At 42.7% G+C, this 23,016-nt stretch carries 20 protein-coding genes and 5 tRNA genes; 18 read left to right on the top strand and 7 right to left on the bottom strand.

Annotated elements, in window-relative coordinates:
* Window positions 1–7 precede the first annotated feature (7 nt).
* From LRM48_RS03175 to LRM48_RS03165, 3 genes are all read left to right on the top strand, one after another.
* The gene (locus tag LRM48_RS03175; RefSeq protein WP_243812236.1) at window positions 8–853 is read left to right on the top strand and encodes a type II secretion system protein; all 846 of its coding nucleotides are present in this window, start codon (window positions 8–10) and stop codon (window positions 851–853) included.
* On the top strand, window positions 850–2,607 hold the full coding sequence (locus LRM48_RS03170) for an RCC1 domain-containing protein (RefSeq protein WP_243812237.1): 1,758 nt from the start codon (window positions 850–852) through the stop codon (window positions 2,605–2,607). The genes LRM48_RS03175 and LRM48_RS03170 overlap by 4 nt, the downstream gene beginning before the upstream one ends.
* Window positions 2,608–2,685: 78 nt before the next feature.
* On the top strand, window positions 2,686–3,147 hold the full coding sequence (locus tag LRM48_RS03165; protein ID WP_243812238.1) for a prepilin-type N-terminal cleavage/methylation domain-containing protein: 462 nt from the start codon (window positions 2,686–2,688) through the stop codon (window positions 3,145–3,147).
* 64 nt (window positions 3,148–3,211) lie between these two features.
* On the opposite strand, the gene glyA is transcribed toward LRM48_RS03165, so the two are convergent.
* Window positions 3,212–4,480, bottom strand: coding sequence for a serine hydroxymethyltransferase (gene glyA / locus LRM48_RS03160; RefSeq protein WP_243812239.1), 1,269 nt, complete (start codon window positions 4,478–4,480; stop codon window positions 3,212–3,214).
* Between the two features lie 69 nt (window positions 4,481–4,549).
* Here glyA and LRM48_RS03155 point away from each other — a divergent pair, with 69 nt between their 5' ends.
* Window positions 4,550–6,070 carry a UDP-N-acetylglucosamine 1-carboxyvinyltransferase gene (locus tag LRM48_RS03155; RefSeq protein WP_129744494.1) on the top strand — a complete coding sequence of 507 codons (1,521 nt, stop codon included), beginning with the start codon at window positions 4,550–4,552 and terminating at the stop codon, window positions 6,068–6,070.
* Here the strand turns inward: LRM48_RS03155 and LRM48_RS03150 are convergent.
* Both LRM48_RS03150 and LRM48_RS03145 read right to left on the bottom strand, forming a co-directional pair.
* On the bottom strand, window positions 6,060–7,865 hold the full coding sequence (locus LRM48_RS03150; RefSeq protein ID WP_243812241.1) for a glycogen/starch/alpha-glucan phosphorylase: 1,806 nt from the start codon (window positions 7,863–7,865) through the stop codon (window positions 6,060–6,062). The genes LRM48_RS03155 and LRM48_RS03150 overlap by 11 nt on opposite strands.
* Window positions 7,866–7,897: 32 nt before the next feature.
* A tRNA-Gly gene (locus LRM48_RS03145) sits at window positions 7,898–7,972 on the bottom strand.
* Window positions 7,973–8,015: 43 nt separating this feature from the next.
* Between LRM48_RS03145 and LRM48_RS03140 the strand changes: the two genes are divergently transcribed.
* Window positions 8,016–8,092: transfer RNA gene (locus tag LRM48_RS03140), tRNA-Arg, on the top strand.
* Between the two features lie 24 nt (window positions 8,093–8,116).
* Window positions 8,117–8,530 carry a hypothetical protein gene (locus LRM48_RS03135; protein ID WP_129744481.1) on the top strand — a complete coding sequence of 138 codons (414 nt, stop codon included), beginning with the start codon at window positions 8,117–8,119 and terminating at the stop codon, window positions 8,528–8,530.
* A gap of 35 nt (window positions 8,531–8,565) precedes the next feature.
* On the opposite strand, the gene LRM48_RS03130 is transcribed toward LRM48_RS03135, so the two are convergent.
* Both LRM48_RS03130 and LRM48_RS03125 read right to left on the bottom strand, forming a co-directional pair.
* Window positions 8,566–8,642 (bottom strand) — tRNA-Lys (locus LRM48_RS03130).
* 85 nt (window positions 8,643–8,727) lie between these two features.
* Window positions 8,728–8,805 (bottom strand) — tRNA-His (locus LRM48_RS03125).
* Window positions 8,806–8,881: 76 nt separating this feature from the next.
* On the opposite strand from LRM48_RS03125, the gene LRM48_RS03120 reads away from it, so the two are divergent.
* Window positions 8,882–9,694, top strand: a complete 813-nt coding sequence (locus LRM48_RS03120) for a bifunctional 5,10-methylenetetrahydrofolate dehydrogenase/5,10-methenyltetrahydrofolate cyclohydrolase (RefSeq protein WP_243812242.1) — start codon at window positions 8,882–8,884, stop codon at window positions 9,692–9,694.
* Here the strand turns inward: LRM48_RS03120 and LRM48_RS03115 are convergent.
* The gene (locus tag LRM48_RS03115; protein WP_129635371.1) at window positions 9,691–10,062 is read right to left on the bottom strand and encodes a response regulator; all 372 of its coding nucleotides are present in this window, start codon (window positions 10,060–10,062) and stop codon (window positions 9,691–9,693) included. The two genes, LRM48_RS03120 and LRM48_RS03115, sit on opposite strands and share 4 nt — an antisense overlap.
* 40 nt (window positions 10,063–10,102) lie before the next feature.
* Here LRM48_RS03115 and LRM48_RS03110 point away from each other — a divergent pair, with 40 nt between their 5' ends.
* The gene (locus LRM48_RS03110; RefSeq protein WP_243812243.1) at window positions 10,103–11,452 is read left to right on the top strand and encodes a class I SAM-dependent methyltransferase; all 1,350 of its coding nucleotides are present in this window, start codon (window positions 10,103–10,105) and stop codon (window positions 11,450–11,452) included.
* A 26-nt stretch (window positions 11,453–11,478) separates the two neighbouring features.
* Window positions 11,479–13,638 (top strand): ATP-binding protein, encoded by a 2,160-nt coding sequence (locus tag LRM48_RS03105; protein ID WP_129744485.1) that lies wholly within the window; start codon window positions 11,479–11,481, stop codon window positions 13,636–13,638.
* Here the strand turns inward: LRM48_RS03105 and LRM48_RS03100 are convergent.
* On the bottom strand, window positions 13,635–13,850 hold the full coding sequence (locus LRM48_RS03100) for a hypothetical protein (protein WP_129744486.1): 216 nt from the start codon (window positions 13,848–13,850) through the stop codon (window positions 13,635–13,637). The two genes, LRM48_RS03105 and LRM48_RS03100, sit on opposite strands and share 4 nt — an antisense overlap.
* A 91-nt stretch (window positions 13,851–13,941) precedes the next feature.
* Here LRM48_RS03100 and LRM48_RS03095 point away from each other — a divergent pair.
* The 9 genes from LRM48_RS03095 (at window position 13,942) to LRM48_RS03055 (ending at window position 22,986) form a co-directional block, all read left to right on the top strand.
* Window positions 13,942–14,016 (top strand) — tRNA-Glu (locus LRM48_RS03095).
* 113 nt (window positions 14,017–14,129) lie between these two features.
* The gene (locus LRM48_RS03090; protein ID WP_129744487.1) at window positions 14,130–14,942 is read left to right on the top strand and encodes a hypothetical protein; all 813 of its coding nucleotides are present in this window, start codon (window positions 14,130–14,132) and stop codon (window positions 14,940–14,942) included.
* A 189-nt stretch (window positions 14,943–15,131) separates the two neighbouring features.
* On the top strand, window positions 15,132–15,863 hold the full coding sequence (locus LRM48_RS03085; RefSeq protein WP_243812246.1) for a hypothetical protein: 732 nt from the start codon (window positions 15,132–15,134) through the stop codon (window positions 15,861–15,863).
* Window position 15,864: 1 nt separating this feature from the next.
* A complete protein-coding gene (locus LRM48_RS03080) occupies window positions 15,865–16,041 on the top strand; it encodes a hypothetical protein (RefSeq protein WP_164999965.1) in 177 nt (58 codons plus the stop codon).
* A gap of 130 nt (window positions 16,042–16,171) precedes the next feature.
* Window positions 16,172–17,593 carry a pyruvate kinase gene (pyk, locus tag LRM48_RS03075; protein ID WP_129744489.1) on the top strand — a complete coding sequence of 474 codons (1,422 nt, stop codon included), beginning with the start codon at window positions 16,172–16,174 and terminating at the stop codon, window positions 17,591–17,593.
* 11 nt (window positions 17,594–17,604) lie between these two features.
* On the top strand, window positions 17,605–18,843 hold the full coding sequence (locus LRM48_RS03070) for a phosphoglycerate kinase (RefSeq protein WP_243812247.1): 1,239 nt from the start codon (window positions 17,605–17,607) through the stop codon (window positions 18,841–18,843).
* 24 nt (window positions 18,844–18,867) lie between these two features.
* The gene (gene tpiA, locus LRM48_RS03065) at window positions 18,868–19,626 is read left to right on the top strand and encodes a triose-phosphate isomerase (RefSeq protein ID WP_243812248.1); all 759 of its coding nucleotides are present in this window, start codon (window positions 18,868–18,870) and stop codon (window positions 19,624–19,626) included.
* 14 nt (window positions 19,627–19,640) lie between these two features.
* Complete coding sequence (locus tag LRM48_RS03060; RefSeq protein WP_243812249.1) at window positions 19,641–20,879, top strand: hypothetical protein; 1,239 nt, start codon at window positions 19,641–19,643, stop codon at window positions 20,877–20,879.
* A gap of 4 nt (window positions 20,880–20,883) precedes the next feature.
* Window positions 20,884–22,986: an ATP-dependent helicase gene (locus tag LRM48_RS03055; RefSeq protein WP_243812250.1), complete on the top strand. Its 2,103-nt coding sequence runs from the start codon at window positions 20,884–20,886 to the stop codon at window positions 22,984–22,986.
* Window positions 22,987–23,016: the final 30 nt, after the last annotated feature.

The raw sequence follows: 23,016 nt of genomic DNA, 5'->3' as shown, positions 1-23,016 counted from the left end.
GCGACGTATGTGGCGTTCTAATGAGGGCGGTTTTACTGTAGTCGAATTAGCGATGGTGATGGTCATCATTGCAATGGTCGTCGGCGTGTTTAGCCAGATGTTAATTTCAGCAAACCAAAGTGCGTCTATCAGCAAGGCGAAGGTTGAGATTAGCCGAAATATGCACAATTCCATGGACGCAATTGAAACTGACGTACGTCAAGCTTCGCGCTTTAAGATGAGTAGTTATGACGGGGAGGATACGTTTGCTACTGATAAAAATTTCCCTAGTGCGGCGCCTAGAGAGTGGGGATATAGAAGTAATCCATATTCAAGTAGTGCCATTACTGATCCTGAAAAAAACTCACTTATACTGCTCCAATATGCTACAAATATGGGGCGAGGCGCCGATTCTAGGGAGATTGTATATCTAAGAACTCCAAAGTTTGACTGTAGTGCAAATAAGACTCAGCAGCCGAAGTATAAAAAGATAGTCATATATTTTTTGAAGAATGGAGAATTGCATCGACGGACTATCTATAATGATTTAGTTGATTTCTCCAGTTATCCTCCAACGCCATACTCAGGATCTGCCGCGGGTTACTTTTGTATGAATGGTCCGGATGCTGATAAGTTTAAAGATCGAGCCATGAAGCTTCGTGAAGATTCGATTTTAGCGACTGGAGTTTCAGAATTTAAGATTAATTACTATGATGGAAAAACGCTGATAAGCAAAAATAGTGACGCTCCAGATAGCGATAATAAAGCTCTTGACGGTGCGGATAATGTAGAGGTTACTTTAACAATACAATCGCCAAGTAAACAAGTTTCCGATTCTCAAACATTAATGATACGAAAGATAAATAACTTATGATTCGACAAAAAAATGGCTATTCTTTGGTGTTAATTGTACTTATGAGTACTTTCATATTGGCTCTTTTGGCTGGGGCTATGAAAGTTGTAACTCAGTCATATGTCTACTCTCAGGAAGAGTATTATTACAAGTTAGCCCAAGAGGCTGGCGAGGCGGGTACGGCGTATGCTAACGCCTGCTTGGACTCTAATGGGGCTGAGCAATCATGGGGGTCGGTTCCTGGTGGAATTGGTCCGCTTCGTCCAGAAACCAATTGCAAGGGGGTTGTAAATCCGAGTTATGAGAAATACGTATTTGATGAAGGTAATAAATTTAGGACGACTTTTGAGGTCGGTGATTTGGAGGCTTCGACTAGAAGCACGGCTCTGTCGGCTGCTACCGCCCAAATCTCATCCATCGGTCGTGTTGAAATAACAAATGGCAGTGGTGTGGTTCTTAAGACTTATACTGCTGTTGTAAAAAAATCAGTTACTTGGCCAGCCGATATTGATGCAACGCGTACAGTAAGTGGCACCAACCGTACGTGTGCGATTCTGTCGAATAATGTATGGTGTTGGGGTAAAAATAATATGGGGCAATTGGGTGATGAAACTACTAGCGACTCTAATATTCCAGTGAAAGTTCGTTCTATTGGCGATATGAGGAATGGTGAGATCATTGATATTTTTACAGCGCAGCATCATAGTTGCGTGTTAACTAAATCAAGTACTGGCAGGAGAATATATTGTTGGGGTGATAATAGGTCTGGGCAACTGGGCAATAGTGATTTTGGTGGTAGCTATTCTGCCGTACCAATTGAAATTAAAGTCGTTGGCTTGGCTGCAACCTCGGATTTTTCTGGAAATAAAATCAGCGCAATTGGAGGGACGGGTGATACTTCGTGTGCTATCGCATCAGGTAAGGTGTATTGTTGGGGTAGTAATAGGTTCGGGCAATTGGGTTACGGTAGTCCAGGTAGTCCTGGCTATAGCGCAGCGCCAGTGATGATTAATTCGGGCGGATCTAACGGCATTCCTAATAATTATTCTGCCACTAAGTTGTCGACTGGCGGATCTCGCTCGCAGACTATGTGTGTTATAACTACCGAAAAAAGGGCTTACTGTTGGGGGCAGGCTAAGTTTGGGCAACTGGGTGTTGGTCCAGTAGCTGGCGATAATTATAGTCGAGCTACTCGAGTTAAGGGATTGGAAGATGTGGATGATATATCTCAGGATGGATACTGGTGGACAAAAGATCCTGATTATGTAACTCACACCTGCGCTATCGCCAATGCGGGCAGGGTATACTGTTGGGGTGGCGCTGGACGTGGACAGGCTGGATCTCTGGGGAGTGGTACTCCTAAAAAGCATATTGAGCCGAGGTTGGTCCATGGTTTGCCTGGGGTGGCTTTGCAGGTTGAGGTTGGTATTTCTCATTCTTGCGCTTTAATGAATAATGGCGGGAAAAAGGAAGTGTATTGTTGGGGAAATAATGAGATGGGGCAATTGGGGGCAAACGAGGAATACAACGATCCACCCCACGGAACTAAATGGACATATAAACCTATGATAATTAAGGGTGGACTGCCCGCAGGAGAGAGGATTGTTAGTATGTCAGCCGGAGCTAACCGCGGCTGTGTCATTATGACAAATAAACGCTCGTACTGCTGGGGGTTAAATAATGAGGGGCAAATCGGTGACGGAACCAATATAGATAGGATTAGTCCAACAGAGTCTTTATTCTTGCGTCCAACACAGAATCGATATATATATTAAAAAAACGCTTGCGCTTTTAAAAACGTTGTAGTATTATCAAGTTACAAATCAAACTAACAATTTAGGGGGCACATTATCGTGACTACAAAGAATATCAAAAATCAAGGTTTTACACTAGTTGAGCTTTTGATCGTTATCGTGATCATCGCAATTTTGACAGTCGTTTCTTTGGTTGCATACAACGGTTTGCAAAACCAAGCAAAGACATCTGCTGCTAAATCTGCTGCTGACGCTGTTGCTAAGAAAGCTGAGCTATACAATACAGCAAAGAGTAAATATCCAGCTAACTTGGGAGTCTTAACAAGTAAGACTGTTGGCGCTTCTTCTGATTCACAGACTGGCGAGCCATATTACTTGGACGAAAAGACAGTTAAAACTCCTGACTCAGCTCTTACTGATGGTCACGCCCCAGCAGAAGCTAATACTATTGAGTATAAGCAATGTCCGGATACGGGTGATGCTACGGGTGCGCACGTTAAGTACTACAATTTCTCGACAAGCAAGGTAGAAGAGCGAACAATCGGTTCTTGTGCTAGTTAGTTAAGAATCATATAAATAAGAAACTCTGGCATTAAGCCAGAGTTTTTTTATGTGCGGGTTTACATTAAATATCGCGTAGAGTATGGCAGAATTCTACGACTTCTTTACGGAGTTCAGTCAACTCATCGTCATTATCGCGATTGTCTATTGACCGCCTCATCCATTCCGCGATTTTTTCCATGTCGTCTTCTTTGGCGCCTCGCGTCGTGACGGCTGGCGTGCCTAAGCGAATGCCGCTTGGCCTAAATCTTGGCAGAGGGTCATCTGGAATCGCATTAGCATTCAGCGTCAGACCAATTTTATCCATGGCGATTTCCGCTTCCTTGCCATCAATACCGAAACTGCTGTGAATATCCGCCAGAATCAAATGGTTACTGGTGCCGCCAGTTACTAACTTAAAGCCACGCTTTTGCAATTCTTCCGCCAGTCTTTTTGCATTTTTAACGATTTGCTCGGCGTAATCTTTGAATTCTGGCTGTAAAGCTTCGCCAAACGCTACGGCTTTTGCGGCGATGGTGTGCATGTGCGGTCCGCCTTGTGTGCCAGGGAATACCGCTCGATCAATCAACGTAGGTAAATTTTCGAGAGTTTTCTCTGGTTTTTTCAATGGATTACCAACTATTCCTCGACTAAGAATCAGTCCGCCTCGTGGTCCACGCAGAGTTTTATGAGTTGTTGTGGTAATTACGTGAAAACCGTAATCGAACGGGTTTTTGGCAGCACCACTAACGATTAGCCCCGCAATGTGGCTCATATCCGCCATTAGCATAGCGCCAACTTCATTGCCAATTTCGGCAAATTTTTCATAATCTAACTCTCGTGGATATGCCGAAAATCCCGCCAAAATGATCTTTGGTTTGTGTTTTAAGGCTAATTGACGAATTTCTTCATAGTCAATTTCGCCAGTGTCGATATTTTTTATACCATAGCGAATGAAGTTATACTCTCTGGCACTGCGGGTGACCGGGGCGCCGTGCGTAAGATGTCCGCCGTGAGCCAAATCCATAGCCAGAATAGTGTCGCCAGGCTCGCACCAAGCGTAATAGACTGCCTCATTAGCCTGCGCTCCAGAATGTGGCTGGACGTTAGCGTGATCGGCTTTAAAAAGTTTCTTAGCGCGGTCAATTGCCAACTGTTCGACTTGATCAGTGTTTTCTTGTCCGCCGTAATAGCGTCGACCAGGGTAGCCTTCTGAATATTTATTAGTGAAAACGCTACCGAGCGCCTGAAGCACATCTGATGAAACGTAATTCTCGCTAGGAATCAGTTCCAGGCCGTCCGTTTGACGCTTTTTTTCTGCTTTTATAAGTTCTTCAATTTGCTTGTCTTTCATGACTAAACCTCCATTAATACTTATTATATCATTGCTTATATATATCATTAGTGATATAATTTACGCATGATAAAAGACAAGTATCTTCAAAAAATCGGCAATTTAATCGCTGAAAATCGTCAAAAACAAGGTCTGACGCAGACGCAATTAGCTGAGGCGATTGGTACGTCGCAAAGTGCTATTAATCGCATTGAAAACGGGGGTCAGAATATTAGTATTGAAATGATTGCTCGAATTAGTGAAGTACTTAATAACAATATTGTGACCGTAAATCATTCCGGAAAAATGAATTTTAAGGTAACTGGCGGCAAAAAATTGTCTGGTGAGATACAAGTTAAGACTAGTAAAAATGCCGCAGTAGGCCTTCTCTGTGCAAGTTTGTTGAATAAGGGGAGGACGACGCTTAGGAAAGTAGCGCGAATTGAGGAGGTTAACCGAATTATCGAGGTTCTGAACTCGATTGGTGTTAAAACTCGCTGGTTGGACGGCAGTGATCTTGAGATCGTGCCGCCAGCACGCTTGAAGCTTGAAGATATGGATATTGCTGCGGCGAAGAGAACTAGGACGGTAATTATGTTCCTTGGTCCGCTATTACATCAATATGATGATTTCAAATTACCGTTTGCCGGCGGCTGTAATTTAGGCAAGCGCACGGTTGAGCCGCATCTTAGTGGTTTGAGACATTTTGGAATGAATGTCACGGCGGAAACTGATTATTATCACGCAAAAACTGATGTCAATTCTGGTGATCGAACAATTTTGTTGACGGAGCGCGGCGATACGGTGACGGAAAATATCATTATGGCTGCTGCGTTGTCGCCAAACACTACAATCATCCGCAATGCTAGCCCGAACTACATGGTCCAAGACGTTTGCTTCTTCTTGAAAAAGTTAGGTGTGAAAATTGAGGGAATTGGTACGACGACCTTAAAAATTACGGGTCGTAAACGCATTAGTAAAAATCTGGACTATTATCCGAGCGAAGATCCGATTGAAGCGATGAGTTTTATTGCGGCGGCTGTGGTGACAGACTCGGAAATTACCGTTCGTCGTGCGCCGATTGAATTCTTGGAGATTGAATTAGCGACATTGGCAGAAATGGGTCTTAAGTTTGAACTTAGCAAGGAGTTTTTTGCCAATAACGGGCAAACTCGTTTGGTTGATATTAAATTGCAGCGTTCCAAGCTTCAGGCTGCCAAGGATAAACTTCATGCCTTGCCATTTCCTGGAATTAATATGGACAACTTGCCATTCTTGGGGCTTATCGCGACGGTGGCCGAGGGGCGCACGTTGGTTCACGACTGGAGTTACGAGAACCGAGCAATTTACTTTACAGAGCTGAGCAAGCTGAATGCGCAAATCGAACTGGTTGATCCACACCGTGTTTATATCACCGGTCCGACAAGATGGAAGCCGGCCGATGTTGTCGCTCCACCGGCGCTTCGTCCATCTGTTGTGATACTTTTGGCAATGCTTGCCGCTCCAGGCGTGTCAATTCTACGCGATGTATATTCGATTAATCGCGGATATGAGGAATTGGCGGCACGCTTAAATTCGCTAGGTGCTGAGATTGAAGTGATTATTGAATAGGAATTCGCTTAATCTGCGGTTCTTTTTTAGGCTGAATTTGCGGTTTTGGAAAAATAAATTTGAGATAATCTTTCATCATTCGGGCGCCAGAAATAATTGGCAAATAGTTGCTTAATTGGTGGCGGATATGCTTTTCTAGTAATTGGTCATTTTTCAAAATAGCGGCAGCTTTATGCATGTTGACGTACAGAGATGAAACTTCGGCTTCGTAGTTTCTACCGGTAACCTCGAGGCAGGCGATTGGCTGGATATCGGCAACTCCGCCGTCGCTAGTGGAGATGAGGAGTTTTAAGTTGGCGACGTCTTTTTCCCATGAAGTGCCGCACGCCTCTAATCCGACAATAGGAATATTTATCGAGGCATCCGAGCCGATTGCTAACGCTCGTCCCAGCTCTTCGTCGTAATCTTGTATGTAATGAACACGCTCCTTGAGGACTGGATCGTTGTCAATCAATTTTAATACCTCGAGCAATTTCTGATACATTGTCACGTCACCTTGGTGAACTTTTCCTGTCAGAATATAATGCGCGTTGTGGCTGATGAGAATTTGGCGCAATGAATCCGGGTTTTCAAACGGCATATAAGGTCGTTTGTAATTGGCAAATCTTCGCTTGAAATCGAATAATATTGCATTTTCTGGGATTTGTATGGATTTTCCGTACTGATCTTTGCGATTCAATAGGACTCTATTCAATTCCTTTCGACCGAGTTTTTTCAAATACCTCAAATCCGCGCTACTCAGCGAGTTTAATTTTTCAGAAAAATCATTTGTGGGCAGCCCAAATTTATCGATAACACCGTGATCGCGATATGTTTGCAGCGTTTCAGGCAGCACCCACGTTTCAAGATCTATTCCATTGGTAATGGCTTGAAATTTAACTTTGTCGTTGTTGCGGTCGCGGAAATTTGCTACGCGGGCGTGTAACTTACTCACGCCATTCTTCGCTTCAGTAAGTTCAATTGCCAAAAGATTTGGCCTCAGTCTGTCATTACGGAATTGCTCCATTAGCCAGCAACGCACGGCATTGCTTTTTATATTTGGCAGAACTAATTTTTCAAATTGCGAACGATGAAATTCCGGTTCGGCCGCTTGAAGAAGTGTGTGGTTCGTGTAAAGTGTGTGCTTGCGAACGTAAACGATGGCTTCGTATAAGTTCATTCCGTTGGCGCACAGCTCGTCCAGTCGTGCTAATGCGGCAAAAATCGTTGCGGTCTCATTAAGTTGAATAACAGCCGGCTTAATACTGAGGAGTTTTAATGCTTTATAGCCACCAAATCCCAGTGCTACTTCTTGGTATAATCTATGGTCACCAGATCCGTCGCCTTCGTACAATTGTCCAAAGTTCGGTTCTGAAATTGTAACAAATTGTGTTGAACCGAGTGTCTTCTTAAAAATACTTAAGCTTGTATCTGGGAATCCGTTTGAACTTACGAAAACTTCGTCAATGTATTCAAATCCGTAATCTTGAGGTGAAACGGATTCCGAAAACTCTTCTTGTGCGAGGTCGGTGATTTTCTGGTGTGATTCGCTACGATAAAACGGCGTTACTACTACAAACGGGACTTCCAATTTTTCGGCCACACGCCGCGTGTCCGCTGCCAAAACTCCAAGTCCTCCGCCACCTTTAATGCCATTGGACTTATCATAAATTTCCATTGTCCAATAGACATATGGTCGGTTTTCAGACAATTGATGTGTTAAACTACTTCGTTCAATTACGTCATAAAATTCGGACGCATCTTCGATGTCATGCGGTTGGTATTTTGGCTTTTCTGTATAAATATATGGATCCATCGATGCCCTTTATGGATTGAAATTGTCTAACTTGGTGCGGGTGGGGAGAATCGAACTCCCATCTCAAGTTTGGAAAACTTGCATACTAACCGCTGTACTACACCCGCAAGCTTTTACTATTGTAGCAGAAAGATGCTATAATGTGAATACGCCCTGATAGCTCAGTTGGATAGAGCAGGAGACTTCTAAGCTCAAGGTCGTAGGTTCGAATCCTACTCGGGGCGCCATTTCATATAACTAATGGGGGATATATGGATGCGAATAAAAAACCGCAAATGACGCGGGAAATGATGGAAAGGCTATATGGTCGTATGAATACGTTGAGCGACAACAGCTCTAGAGCGTATGGGGATACGGGCAGAATGCTGACCGCTAATCGTAGCGTGAATTCGGAGCGCCGATATATTAAGGGATATGGATCTTCGATATCTGCCAATAATTCTGACAATCGAAGACGATTTGGTACGGAAATAGGCATAGCGCCTCGGTCGAGAGTCGCTAACGATAATCCTGATGGTGCTGGTTTATCTGGCGGGAATCGACGAGTCAATGGTCTACAAAATAACAACGTTCCGTCAGACGTGAACAATTCTCGTCAATCGTTTAATGCTAATCGAACTACTTTTCGTGAGCCGCCTTCTCGCGGATATAATCCATTTGGATAAATAAAAAATCCTCACTTCAATGTGAGGTTATTTTTTGGAGGGCCAGGAGGGGCTCGAACCCTCGACACCCTGCTTAAGAGGCAGGTGCTCTAACCAGCTGAGCTACTGGCCCACGATTTCATTATACAACAATCAATAAAAATGTCTACCGTTTTATTGAAAATAATTTATCGGTGTGAATAAATTGTCGTAAAACTTGGGGCGAATGATGGGGTTCGAACCCACGGCCTCCGGAGCCACAATCCAGCGCTCTAACCAAACTGAGCTACATCCGCCATAAACCAAGCTTCTCAAATTATAGCACAAACTATATCTGTACTCAAGATGGTAAAATTGCTATACTTAATGACAATGAGAGAACTAAATGGCTCAGAATTAGCTGGATTTATCAAGGAGCGCCAGGCGAAACAGGTGCGAGCTTTAAGGCAAGCTTGGCATATTAATCCTCGTTTGGCGATTGTTACTGATGTCGAAAATCCAGTTATTGAAACGTACATGCGTTTGAAACAGAGATATGGCGCTGATATTTTGATTGACGTGGAGATCCACCGAGTCTCTGCGGGCGGTGCTTTGGAGGTGATTCAAGAATTGAATAATCGAGACGACGTTCAAGGAATAATTCTGCAATTGCCGATTAGCAATCCTGAGCAGACCGAGGAATTACTCGAGAGTATTCGAGAAGATAAAGATGTTGACGGTTTGCGTAAAAAGGCGATTTTTCAGGCGGCCACACCAACGGCTATCAATTGGCTGCTGGCTGGATATAGCGTTGATTTGAAGGGTAAGAAAGTTGCGATTGTCGGGCGAGGTCGTTTAGTTGGCGCCCCTCTTGAGAAGATGTGGCTAAAGTCTGGCGTCGATGTGACAGTTTTTGAAAAAGGTGACGATTTATATCAATTGATAAATTACGATATTATCGTGTCGGCAACTGGAGTTCCAGGGCTGATTAAAAGCCAGACGATTAAGACTAAGACGGTCGTTGTTGACGCAGGAACTGCTTCGGAAAATGGAAAAATTGTTGGCGACGTATCTGAAGAAGTACGTCAGCGTAATGATGTAATTATTACACCAAAAAAAGGCGGAGTTGGTCCATTAACGGTTTCTGCGCTGTTTGATAATGTAATTACGGCTTGTCTAAAAATTGCGAATCAATCAAAAAACTAAGCGGCTTTTATGGCGGTTTTGACCTGCTCGACAACTTGGCGTGGCGTTAAGTTTGCTTTTACGATGTAGCTATGAATTCCTAGTTTCTTCAAATCGTGCGGAGCTTCTTCTTCGCCGAGGTTGGTGAGGACGATAACGGGAATAGTTTTTCCCCAATCTTTAGACCTAATTCGCTTCAAAGCCTCTGCGCCGTCCATTTCCGGCATTTGTAAATCTAGCAAAATAATATCTGGCTGAAACTTCTCGACTACTTCTATGCCAATTTGTCCGTTGGCAGCCAAGCGAACGTCAAATCCGTCCGATTCGAACTTCATTCGGTACATCTGGCTGATGGTAGGGTCGTCTTCAATGATAGCGATTTTTATCATGCTCTAAGTATATCATATAAACTATGCTATAATTTTTGGCATGGAAAACTTTAGAGGCGAACAGTATATTGCAGAAGCAGGTGATTTTCTTAATGGAGTTGATCATGAAGCTAATGAAAAATTAAACGAGGAAATTGCGGATCTTAGGAGTGAAGGATGCAGGGTTAAAATTGGAGAAAAGACCGACCCTGCATATAATAATCCGGATAAAATTCAGGACATATACAATTATCTGGAACGAGGCGGATCGGAATTAAAGGATGTTCGTAAAGATATTATCCATATAAATTTGGCGGCGGTAGCACTTGCGAGTGTCCTAGAAAAGATTCCTTTTGTAAGAGAAAATAAATGGGGTAATATTGTAGATGCTTATCTGGAGATTTTTCGTGATAAATTTCTATACGGTAAAAATCAGACTAATTCGAAGCCGTGGCACAATCAACGAGGTTCCGCACTGACATTTTTGACAATTTCTGAAGCTGAGGATTTGAGTGTTTTTGATGAAAGTGGCGAAATATTGTCAGAGGGTAAATATCCAACTATGAGCGGTCCACTGGATGAGTCGGTATTTGATGAGAAGATTAATGGCTTGCCGCTGGCAGAAGTTATGATTCAAGATAAAATCAACAACGGCGTGGATAAAGCGACGGCTGTTGAAGAAGTAGAGAAGAGGATTAGTGATGTCCGAGAGTTTATCCAGGCGCCGGTGACGGAGAAGTTTTCTAACGTCATTCGGCATTGTGCGGATTCGCTTGGTATTCGTGAGCGAGTGGAAACAGTGAATGGTCTATCGATTGATCACTTGAAGAAAGCGGCAGAAAAAGAGAATCGTTCAATTGACGATATGCTGGTGATGAGTTTTGGTTGTGGAACGGGACTGGCGACTTTGAAGATGCTGAAAAAACTTAAGGATGAAACGGGTGAGGCGCCAACGGTTATCTTGCTAGATCAGGATCCGTTGTCTCTAGCGGCAGCGCAAAGCTTGGCTAAGAAATGGAATTTGGAAGATAAGATTGAAATTCATTGCGAGCGATTATTCAGTAAGCTTGGTAAACCTCTGAGTTTGGAGGGAGTTTTGGGTGATCGTAAGCTGGATATTGCGGAAGATTCTGGCTTGCGAGAGTATCTGCCAGATGGCGTTTATAAGCAATTGACACGAGAATCATTGAAATTTTTACGAACCGGTGGACTAATGATCACTGGCAATATGAACGTAAATCGCCCACAAAAAGAATTTTTGCATGGACTAATGGGGTGGGTTCCAAAGGTTAGGGTGCGTTCAATTAAAGAAGGTTTTAAATTGCTCCAAAAATCTGGCATATCAAAAGAATCTATTGAAGCTACAGTTACTGCGAGCGGCGTTTACACAGTTTTTGCGATTGAAACGTAGAATAAAATGCTATAATAAGCATTAGTATGATGATACGAGCATTAGTACTAGGATTGGTTGCGTTGATGGCGCTAATTTTGGGCGTGCTCGTACTTAAGAAGTCGAAGCATCGTCATGATGCAAAGTATTGGTTTTTCTTGGTTTGTTTATGTTTGGCTGTGTGGTCGGCTGGACTTGAAGTGTTTTCTCTGGCGGACAACGAAATAGCATTGGACACCGCATCCAGGTGGTTTTATATCGCTTCGGCTGTTTTTTGTCCTGCGTTGGCTATTTTTACTACAAAGTCATTCCTTCCATCGACAAAATCAACGAAGAGTTTTATTTGCGCATCTAGTATATTGATAACGATTTTTTCGCTATATATTATTTTGGTTCCTGAATTTATTGTCAATACGTCAGAAGTTGTTACGCCAGTAGATTTTTCTCGAATTCCGATTCATGCAGTCAACTATGTTATTTTTGCAACTTTTTTCTCAGTATTCTTCTTAATTTCTATGTGTTTTGGTCATATAGCGTGGCGCAAGTCAGATCTTGTTCGACGCAAGCAAGTCGCGATTTATATGATTGGCCTGTTGATATGTAGCATTCCTGGCTTTATAGTAGATTTGTTCCTTCCGGCGCTTGGTGATTATCGATATATATGGATTGGTCCAATTGCTACGATTATTTTCTTGTTTGCAATTATGTATAGCATTGTCAGATACCGATTGATGGACGTAAAAATGGCGGTGGCTCGAAGTGTTTCGTATATGTTGCTATTGATCGCACTAGCTGTCGTTTACGTGATTTCTGCATATGTTATTTCAATTTTGGTTTTCCAACGCAGCCTGACGATTGATAGTCACGTAAATCTCATGAATATGATTTTGGCTATGATTTTGGCGGTTATGTATCAGCCGGTGAAGAAAATATTTGATAAATTTACTGATAGAGTTTTTTATTACGGAGAATATGACGCCGATACGTTTACGCGTGAGATTAGTAAAATATTAACCTATACGGCGGATCTGCAATTGCTAACTCGACGTGTTGGCAATTATATAGCGACTTCTCTTAAGGCGGAAAAAGTGGCGTTTTGTATTCCAGAAAAAGGAATATACGGTCGGGCCGGTCGGCGACGAATATCTGTTGTCGAGGAAGATGTTCACAGGATTATGGATTACTATTATAAGAATTGTAGTTTTCCGGAAGTTATTTTGGCAAATCAAGTAAAAGATCCAGAACTGAAGAAGCTTTTGGATATTCATCGAACGAAAATTGTTATGCCGCTGCTGCATCAAAATCAAGAAACGGGAATTCTATTTCTGGGCGAGCATAAGAGTTTGGGATATAGTTCTCGCGATATTGAAATGCTGGAATCGATTGCTGGGGAACTGGCAGTGTCGATTCGAAACTCTTTGTCTCTGGAGGAGATAAATGAGTTGAACAAGAGCTTGCAGCGTAAAATTGACGAGGCGACGAAAGAATTGAGGTTCAGTAATCGACAGCTTCAGCGACTGGACGAGGCGAAGAATGAGTTTATTTCTATGGCTTCACATCAGTTAAGAACGCCGTTGACTAGTATTAAAGGTTATCTGGATATGATGCTGGAGGGAGATTTGGGGAAGATTACGCCGACGCAGCGTGCGGTTCTTAGAGAAGCGTTTTCTTCGAGTGAGCGTATGGTGAGACTGATAAACGATTTTCTTAATGTTTCTAGGCTTCAGACTGGCAAATTTAATATCGATAAGCAGAAGATAGACATTGCTCAAATTCTTCGGGATGAAGTTGCTTTGCTTAAGGTTGTGGCGGATCAGAGGTCTGTTGAAATGGACCTAAAGATTGATAAAAAAGTTCCATTGATTACGGCCGACTCTGAGAAGATTCGTCAAGTTATGTTGAATATGATCGACAACGCCATTTACTATTCAAATCCACATAAAAAGGTAATAATTTCTCTGAAAAATAATAATGGTGCGATTGAATTTACTGTGAAAGATTCGGGAATTGGTGTACCAAAATCAGAGCAAGCAAATCTGTTTGGTAAATTCTTCCGCGGCACAAATGCCAGAAAAAAGCGACCAGACGGCACTGGTGTTGGCTTATTTTTGGCGAGGAAAGTTATCTTGTCGCATGATGGCGAAATGATCTTTGAATCAGAAGAAGGAAAAGGCAGTACTTTTGGGTTTAAGTTGCCAGTTCGTTAACGAAATAAACTCAGTATTCCAGAAATAACGATAATTAAGACGACTACAACGAGTCCCGCCATGCCAATGGTGCGAATGAGCTTTTTCCGATCAAAAAACCATTGAGATAATTTGGAGCGATTCGTTGCTGTAATCCTTGTTACCTTTGGTTGCTGAGATGTCGCGTCCATCCCAGAATATTTTTTATTGCGCTTTTTCTTCTGCTTTGTCATGGAAATATTATACATTAATAGATAACGGCGGAGAAGTGGCTGATTTGCTATAGACAATTCGACGATAATTTGTTATGATATCTGAAGTCGTGGCCTTATCGTCTAACGGTTAGGACACCAGGTTTTCATCCTGGCAATCCGGGTTCGATTCCCGGTAAGGTCACCATGTAACAGACAAAAGGCCTCACTGGTCTTTTTTATTTGTTTTTAATCTTGCAAGAAACTTATGCTCACTGTAAAATGATGCTAAGATAGTGGTAATAGCAGGGTAGGGATCTAATGATAAAGAGTGGCGCGATAAAAACAAAACACGCAAACGTTAGAAAGGTCCAGGACGATAAAAGATCGCCTAAAAACACTCCTGTGAAAAAAGTACATCCCAAACTAAAATCCGTCCGAAAGTGTATATCAAAATTCTGGACTATAGCTGGAGTTACTATATTAATAGCCGCTATCTACCTGCTCATCAATGGCGGTGCCTTGGTAGAGCAACATAAAATGGCGCAATACCTTAAGGAAAAGTATGGGAAAGAGTTTATAGTAGAAAATTATCGCATTGAGGGTGGCGGTATTGGAGTTGAAGGCGATCCGTATGTGGATGCTTATCCGGTTGATGATAGTAGTCTTAGGTTTGAAGTGTGGAATAGAGCTGACTATAGAAAAGGCGAGAGTGCTTACTCTGATACCTATCCAGATCGTATTTGGGAAAGAGAGTCTAGGAATGATATAGCTAACCTAGTTAGCAAGCAGTTTGGCGGTAGAGTTAGACTCAAATCAATAAGAATAAACAGCAATATAGAGGTTGGCAGAGCTATTACGAAAAACATACCCTCCTATAAAGATGCATTTAATAAATTTGGCAGAAAAATATATATGACGATATCTTTAGAGAATGACGTTAATTTTGATGATTTGTCAGAGCGTATATATAGAGTGACTTCTGAAATAAGAAAGCAAATGGGCGTAATGCTGGCTATAGACTATCATGATTCACTACATGAGCTATGGCTGGAGGATCAGGACATTAGCAATATGAAATCTTCGAGTGACGTAGATAAATATATAAAGAGGAGGTTGGTTGAATATAACTAATGAGCAATATCTGATATTAAATGCTGTGTTTTATGGCTATGCCAGAGGTATTTTGGACGTGCATTTATCAAAATATCTTCAAACTCTCTTTTCCATTAGAAGGTTAAGCGTTATATAATAAGGTCTTCTTGTAGTATAAGTTATGCTTAAGCTAAAATAGTATCATCTAGCAAATAACCGGAGGGGGTGATGGTAAAAAAGGTCAGCAAGACGAAGAGATGTAAGATGGACAAATTATTGATGGTCCTCTGTAGTCTGGTTATATTGATTATTGCTATAGCGATTGTCTTGTATATCAAAAATGAGAATAAAATATCTAATGCCCAGAATGGGATGTCTGAGTATCTGAAAAATAAATATAAAGAAGACTTTAAGGTCGAAAGACCCGAGCATAAACACGGAGGTTTTGGGGTCAACGGTATATGGATGTCGCAAGCATACCTAGTGTCAAACCCAAAACTAAAATTTGACATCGATTGCAGCTATTTGAATCCCTCTGACTGTAGCGACCAATATATCGCCGCCATCTGGTCGGTCCAAGCCAGCAAGGGGCTAGAATCTATAGTAAAAGAAGTTAATGCCAGTAGCAGCAATGGCTATAAAGCAGATAGTGCACGGGCAGAAATTATCCTATCTGGAAAGCTGGTAAATTCAGTAAATAAACAGTCTAAATATGAAGACAATAAAACTAAAGACGAAGGCTTCCTTTATAGATTAATAATAGACGCCCCAAACGACAGCCAAAAGACCTCTTACATATTTAAAATTGTAGAGAAGCTGCGAGAAGAGGGTGTGTATAGTGTAAAAATAAACACCAATAGCAAAAGCCGTTCAACTGGCAGATGTACAATTTTTCTAGATAAAAAAGATTTGGGGTCCGAAAAAGACTTGAATGATTGTATTAATAAGATAGGGGAATAATATGGCATTAAACACCCTAGAGTATCTGAGCTTAAGTGCTGTAGCATATTTAGATTTTGATAAATTAGCAATAGGGAAAAACATAGCCCAGCTCATAGGAGATAAAGTCATTTCAGAAAAAGATATTAATAGCCCTGAATTCTCCGCTCTCCAAGATCCTTCTAATCTACCATATTAAAATAATAGGCTTCACCAATTAAAATTTTGTCTTGAGGGTTTTGCAAGCTTATTTCCTGTTAATGATTATTGTCATATGATATTGTATCAAGCGTTTTTCATCACTGTTATTTCGTGGTATAATTTTAAAAATGAGTGATAATATATTTAAACGAACAAAAATATTAGCAACAATTGGGCCAGCAACGTTCAGCCAAGAAAAGGTTTACCAATTGTTGGAGGCCGGCGTTAACGGCATCCGTATGAACTTTAGCCACGGCGCTAATGAGGAGAGAATTGAGCAGATCGATTGGGTGCGCACAGCTAGTAAACAGTTGGGCAAGCCTGTCGCAATTCTACAAGATTTGCAAGGTCCGAAGATTCGCTTGGGTGTTTTGAAAGATAACATGCTGAATGTTAAGGTTGGCGATATGCTGGTCTTGGACTCAGAAATTACTGAGCATGACGGCAGCTTCAATTTGCCGGTGCAGTACAATTTGGCGGAGAAGATGAAAGTCGGCGAGCCACTTTACATGTTTGACGGCAAGATCAGGACGGTTGTACGAGAAATTGTTAGCCCAACTGCAATTCGCGTAGAAGTTCAGAATGACGGTTTTTTGATGAGCCGCAAGGGTTTGAATTTGCCAGACACAGATTTTGGTGGCGACATTCTTACTCAGAAAGATATTAACGATTTGGAGTGGGGCGCAAGCCAAGATTTTGATTACGTTGCATTGAGTTTTATTCAAAAAGCTGATGACATTATTGATTTGCGTCGTCGATTGACAGACCTGGGTTCGACAGCCAATATTATTGCCAAGATTGAAACTAAGTCTGCCGTTGATCCAGAGAATTTGGAGGAAATCGTTAAGACTAGTGACGGTATTATGGTCGCTCGCGGCGACTTGGCGGTGGAAGCTGGTGCGGAAATTGTCCCAGTTGTACAGCGTCGAATTATTGCCTTGTGTCGTAAATATTGCAAGCTAGTAATCGTTGCAACACAAATGATGGGCAGTATGGTTGATAATCCAGAACCAAGTCGCGCTGAAGTAAGCGACGTTGCTAATGCTGTAATTCAAGGCGCTGACGTAGTCATGTTGTCTGATGAGACTGCCAATGGTAAATATCCTGTTGAAACCGTTCGCGCGATGCGCAAGACTATTATCTACACTCAAGAGCACAGTGAAGTAATGTTGGTAGAAAAGGCTGAAATGCGTGAAAAAACTGACGCGATTTTAAGCTACACGGCAGCTCAATTGGCAAGGAGAATTAAGGCTCGAGCTATTATTGCGGAAACGCACACTGGCGCTACTGCAATTAACGTTGCCGCATATCGTCCGAACCTGCCAATTGTTTGTGTGACCGAAAATGTGAAGACCGCGCAAAAGTTGGCGCTAAGGTACGCTTCTCGTCCATATGTTCGACCAAACGATTCAAATGCAGCAACTAAGCTAGCTGATGAGTTGAAGCAAGAAGGCTATTTCGGCGCAGACCCAGTTACGGTTGTACTTGTTAGTGGCCATAATCCAGAGCCAGGCAAGACTGACAATATCCAAGTCAAGACGTTGTCGTAAGGAGAATTTGGGTGGGCAGAAAATTTCCGAAGCAAACAATTCGCGATGTTGATCTACGTGGAAAAACTATTCTTCTGCGAGCGGATTATAATGTGCCGCTAACAAAGCGTGGTCAGATTTCTGATGATCTAAGAATTCGCGCTTCGCTGCCCACACTCCGATATTTGTTGGAGCAGAATTGCAAGATTGTTATCATGTCTCATCTGGGTCGACCAAAAGGTAAGGATCTTAAGTTTAGTCTGAAAGTTGTCGCAGATCATCTGTCTAAGTTGTTGAACCGTCCGGTAGAATTGCTGAATGATTGCGTGGGTGAAGCCGTTCATCAAGCTGTTCGCCGCGCGCCACGAGGTAGTATTCTTATGTTGGAGAATTTACGCTTTTATAACGAGGAGGAGGCTGATGATTTAACATTTGCCAAGTCAATTCAGCGCGCTGTCCGAGCGGATTATTTTGTGCAGGACGGATTTGCGGTCGCACACAGGGCGCACGCCAGCACTCATGCGATTACGTTGTGTGTTCCAGGATTAGCGGGATTACTATTGGAAAAAGAATATGTAACTATCACCGAGGCGATGAATAAGCCAAAACGTCCATTGATTGCGGTTATTGGTGGTGCGAAAGTTAGCGATAAAATATTGCTGATTAAGCGTCTGATTAAAAAGGCGGACCGGATTTTAATTGGCGGCGCTATGTCAAACACGTTTTTGCATTGTCGTGGATTTAATGTCGGCAAGAGTGTGTTTGAGTCGGGAATGGAAAAGGTTGTCGCGGAAATTTATGATTTGGCGGCGGCTAAGGTCGGCGCAGAGAATGTTGACAATTTTTTGGTATTGCCGATTGACGTGGCAGTTGCGCCAGAGATTTCTAAGGATTTTCCTCGTCAAGAAGTTAATATTGATAAAATAAGAAACTCAGATATGGCGCTGGATATTGGAAGTCAGACAATTGAGAAATTCACGAAAATACTGGCCGGCGCGAAGATGGTTATTTGGAACGGTCCGCTGGGCTATGCTGAAATTGATAATTTTGCAATCGGTTCAGCGCGAGTGGCACTAGCTATTGCCCAGAATAAAGGGGTCGTTTCAATAGTTGGTGGCGGAGACACAGCTGATTTTATATTGAAATGGGACGGGCATGACGGCGCCAATTTTACTCATGTTTCCACTGGCGGCGGAGCTAGTATGGCCTTGATGGCTGGTAAAAAATTGCCAGGAATTGAAAGTTTACTAGACGCATACGGCTTGAGATGATAAACTAAGCATAAGGATTATCTCATGAGAAAAAAGTTAATCATTGGTAACTGGAAAATGAACTTCAATATGCAGGAGGCTAGCTTATATTTGCATAAGCTGATGAACACGCTGCCGTCGCATAGAGATGTTGAAGTGGTGCTGGCGCCTACTATTTTGACGCTGCAGAGTTTGAGCTTGCAAATTAATCGTCGAATCGCTAAGTTGGCGGCTCAGAATTGCTATTGGCGAGATTCGGGGGCGTACACGGGAGAAATTCCAGCGGCGCATCTTCGTGGAATTGCTGATTATGTGATAATTGGACATTCGGAGCGTCGCTATATTTTCATTGAAAGCGAAAAAGATATTCGACTGAAAGTTCAGGCGGCAATTCGAAATCGTATTCATCCGATTCTGTGTGTCGGTGAAACGATTCAAGAGAAGACTCTTGGCGAAACGAAGGATGTTCTGGCTGATCAATTGACTAGCGGTCTGGCTAATGTGACGGCGGACGAGTTGGATGAAGTAGTCGTCGCATATGAGCCAGTTTGGGCGATCGGTACTGGCGACAGCGCTAAAGCGTCTGATGTAAAAAAAGCTACACAGATGATTCGACGACATATTTCTCATTTGTATGGTAAAAAAGCGGCGGAATCAGTTCGAGTTGTCTATGGTGGAAGTATTACGTCAATAAACGCCGCAGATTATTTAGCAATTGATGAACTTGATGGTTTATTGGTTGGGGCAGCCAGTTTGGATGCATATCAATTTAAGGAGATAATCTCGAAAGCACATAAAGGTTAAAAAATAGGGGGCATATGACAGATATTGATTTTGATGAGTTGGATAGAGCGGTAAGCTCTCTTATGGATAAGCAGCGAGAAAAGGAAGCTCCAGCGGTGGCTAATGAAAATAATAGCGAGGTTTCTATGTCTGCGCCCGTAGAGGAAAAACCTGTGCCAGAGAACTCTATTGGTACTAGTTTTGCACCTCCAGTAACTCCATTTACGCCTTCGTCTGTTGCTTCTACTCCTTTATCATCGACCTCTCAGCCTGAAGCAAAAAAAGAGCCTTCTAGTGACAATACGATTCCTAAAGAGATTGATAGTCCTACGAATGAGAAAGTTACTAATGATTTAATAGCTAGCAGGACTCCTGGCGTGGCTGCTAGCGAAGTCAAAGCTGCGCCAGTAATCGCGAGACGCTCGACTGGTCGTTTCATGGATGTTGTTAGACCTTCATCTGTCAGCACTATCCAAAAACCTGCTGTTCCCGCTCCATCCCGAACTGGCACGACGATTCAGCCCTCACCTGATTTGGTGGACGTGATTAGCGCAAATAATAGGCATTCTGCGGTAGGGAAAGAAATGTCTGATATAGTTTCTCAATCAGATAATCTTAGTGATACCCCTGATCTTAAAGATGTACATAATGAATCTACTTTTGCGGAAATTGAAGATATGCCTGCTGAGGAGTTGTCATTGACTGATAAGATAGCGCAATCATTAGCCGTAAGTAACAGCGAAGCTCCTGCTACACCGATGACTACGCCGTTGGAGTCTCCGTTTATCGCTAATGTTGAAGTGGAGAAGCGACCGCTTGGTTCTGTTAACCAAACTATGACTAGCTCCGAGATGAATAGCGATGAAGATGCGTCTATGCCTGCTGATTCTGAGGATATAAAATTGGAACATCAATATAATACCAATTTATCTAATTACAGCATGAGCGAAAATTCTTTGGGTGATGCGCCCGACTCGCCAATGGATTTGAGTCCAGAAATTATAGCAATTGAGGAGGCTGGCGTTCCTGAAGATTCAGACGATAAAATGTCCACTGACATTGACAGCTCTTTGATTGAATCTTCTGAATTATCCGAAAAAGAAACTATGGATTCTGAGCCAGCACCGATGTTTGCCGCCGTATCTACAGAGGTCAAACCTTCAGCCGACAAAGAAAAGAAAAAGTCCGGATTATTAATAGCATTGCTTATTGTTCTATTTTTGGCAATTGGTATGGCTGGCGGCGCTGTTTCGTACTTTTTGCTGATAAAATAGATATATGTCTAATTTTACTGACGGATTAAATAGCGAGCAGGCTCGAGCGGTAACGCACGCTGATGGGCCACTGTTGATTTTGGCTGGAGCCGGATCTGGAAAGACTAAAACCCTGACCCATAGAATTGCCTATTTGATTGGCGAGTTGAAGATATTTCCTAGTCGAATATTGGCGGTTACATTTACTAATAAGGCCGCGAAGGAAATGCGTCAGCGATTGGCGCAAATATTGGGTGAAGATTCTGAAAATCGGCAATTTATGCCGTGGATGGGAACTTTTCACAGTATTTGCGTGCGAATGTTGCGGATGGATGGTGAAAATATTGGCCTGAACAAGCGATTCTTAATTTACGATACCGACGATCAAATAAGCTTGATGAAGCAGATTATGAAGGCTCGCGGCTTGACGGATAAAGATATTAAACCTCGAGCTGTACTTTCGGCTATTTCAAACGCTAAAAATGAGATGAGAAGTGCTGAGGATTTTTCGGCTTCGACTCGTGGCCCAAGAGAACAGAAAATAGCTGAGCTGTTTTTTGCTTACGAAAAAGCTTTGAAAGACGCTTCGGCGTTGGATTTTGACGATTTATTGATAAAAACTGTGGAATTATTGAGAAATAAGCCGGATATCCGTCATAAATGGCAGCAGCAATTCGAGCATATTTTGATTGACGAGTATCAGGACACGAATGCGGTGCAATATGCGCTAATTAAGCTGTTGGTTAATTCGCGTCGTAATTTATGCGTGGTTGGTGATGACGCTCAGTCGATTTATAGTTTTCGCGGGGCTGATTACACTAATATTCTCAATTTTGAGCGTGATTTTCCAGGTACGACGGTGGTTAAGTTGGAGCAAAATTATCGTTCGACTGGCGCGATTTTGAATATGGCGAATGCGCTGATTAGTCATAATATTCATAGAACTGATAAAAACTTATGGACGGCGAATGGTGACGGCGTTGAGCCGAAATTATGGCAGTTATACAATGAGTCTGAGGAGGCTTTGGCGATTGCGAATGAGATTCAGGCGCAAATTGCGAACGGCCGTCAATATGGTGACGTGGCGGTGTTGTACCGAACGAATGCGCAAAGTTACGCAATTGAGCGAGCCCTGCGTCAGAGCTATATTCCGTATAAAATTGTCGGCGGTCTGCGATTCTTAGATCGAGCGGTCGTTAAGGATTTATTGGCATATCTTCGATTGTTATATCAGCCGAGTGATCGAGTTAGTTTTTTGCGAATTGTGAATACGCCAAAACGTGGCGTTGGCGCGGTGAGTATTTCTAAGTTTTTGGACTGGAATGACGCGTCAGGGCGAGATATAATCAGTGGTTTGCTGATGGTTGAGGAGGCGGATACTTTGACGGCGCGTGCAAAACGTCCGTTGCTAGAGTTTGGTCAAAAACTGCACGATTTGCAGCAGGAAATTGACGGATCTCCAGCCGAACTGATTGAAAAAATTATGAAAAGTACTGGCTATGAAGATTTTATAAACGACGGAACGCCGCAAGCTGAGGAGCGAATGGAAAATATCGGCGTGCTTTTGTCAGAGGCGAAGGCTTACGTTGACGTGGCGACGTTTTTGGAAGAGATGGCTTTGATGTCTTCGACGGATACGACTGCCGATCAACAAGTAACGCTCATGACGCTTCATGCGGCTAAAGGTTTGGAGTTTCCGGTGGTTTTTCTGGCGGGACTGGAAGAGGGGATTTTGCCGCACGCGAGAGTGTTTGATAGCGGCAATGCTGATGACGTCGAAGAAGAACGCCGATTGTGCTACGTTGGCGTAACTCGGGCGAGGGAAGAATTGTTCGTTAGTTGTGCTAGCTCTCGGACGCAATTTGGTCAGATCGGCTATAATATGCCATCGAGGTTTTTGGACGAGATGGGCTTGATGGCTGGTGGTGTTGATAGGCCAGCTCAGCCGATTATAGAACCTGATTTTTATTCGGAAGATATTGGCTTGGAAGTTGGTGATCGAGTTCGCAGCCCGAGTTTTGGTTCGGGGGAAATTATTGACAGCGAAGGGCTGAGTGTTACGGTTCAGTTTGACAATGGAAATATTAAGAAATTGAACGTCGAGTTCGCGCGCTTGGAGAAAATTTGATATAATAAGAATACCTGCGTTGTGGGTGTG

Origin of the sequence: Candidatus Nanosynbacter sp. TM7-008 (assembly GCF_022828245.2) — a bacterium.
Taxonomy (GTDB): domain Bacteria; phylum Patescibacteriota; class Saccharimonadia; order Saccharimonadales; family Saccharimonadaceae; genus Nanosynbacter.
This window is presented reverse-complemented; position numbering and strand designations above follow the sequence as displayed.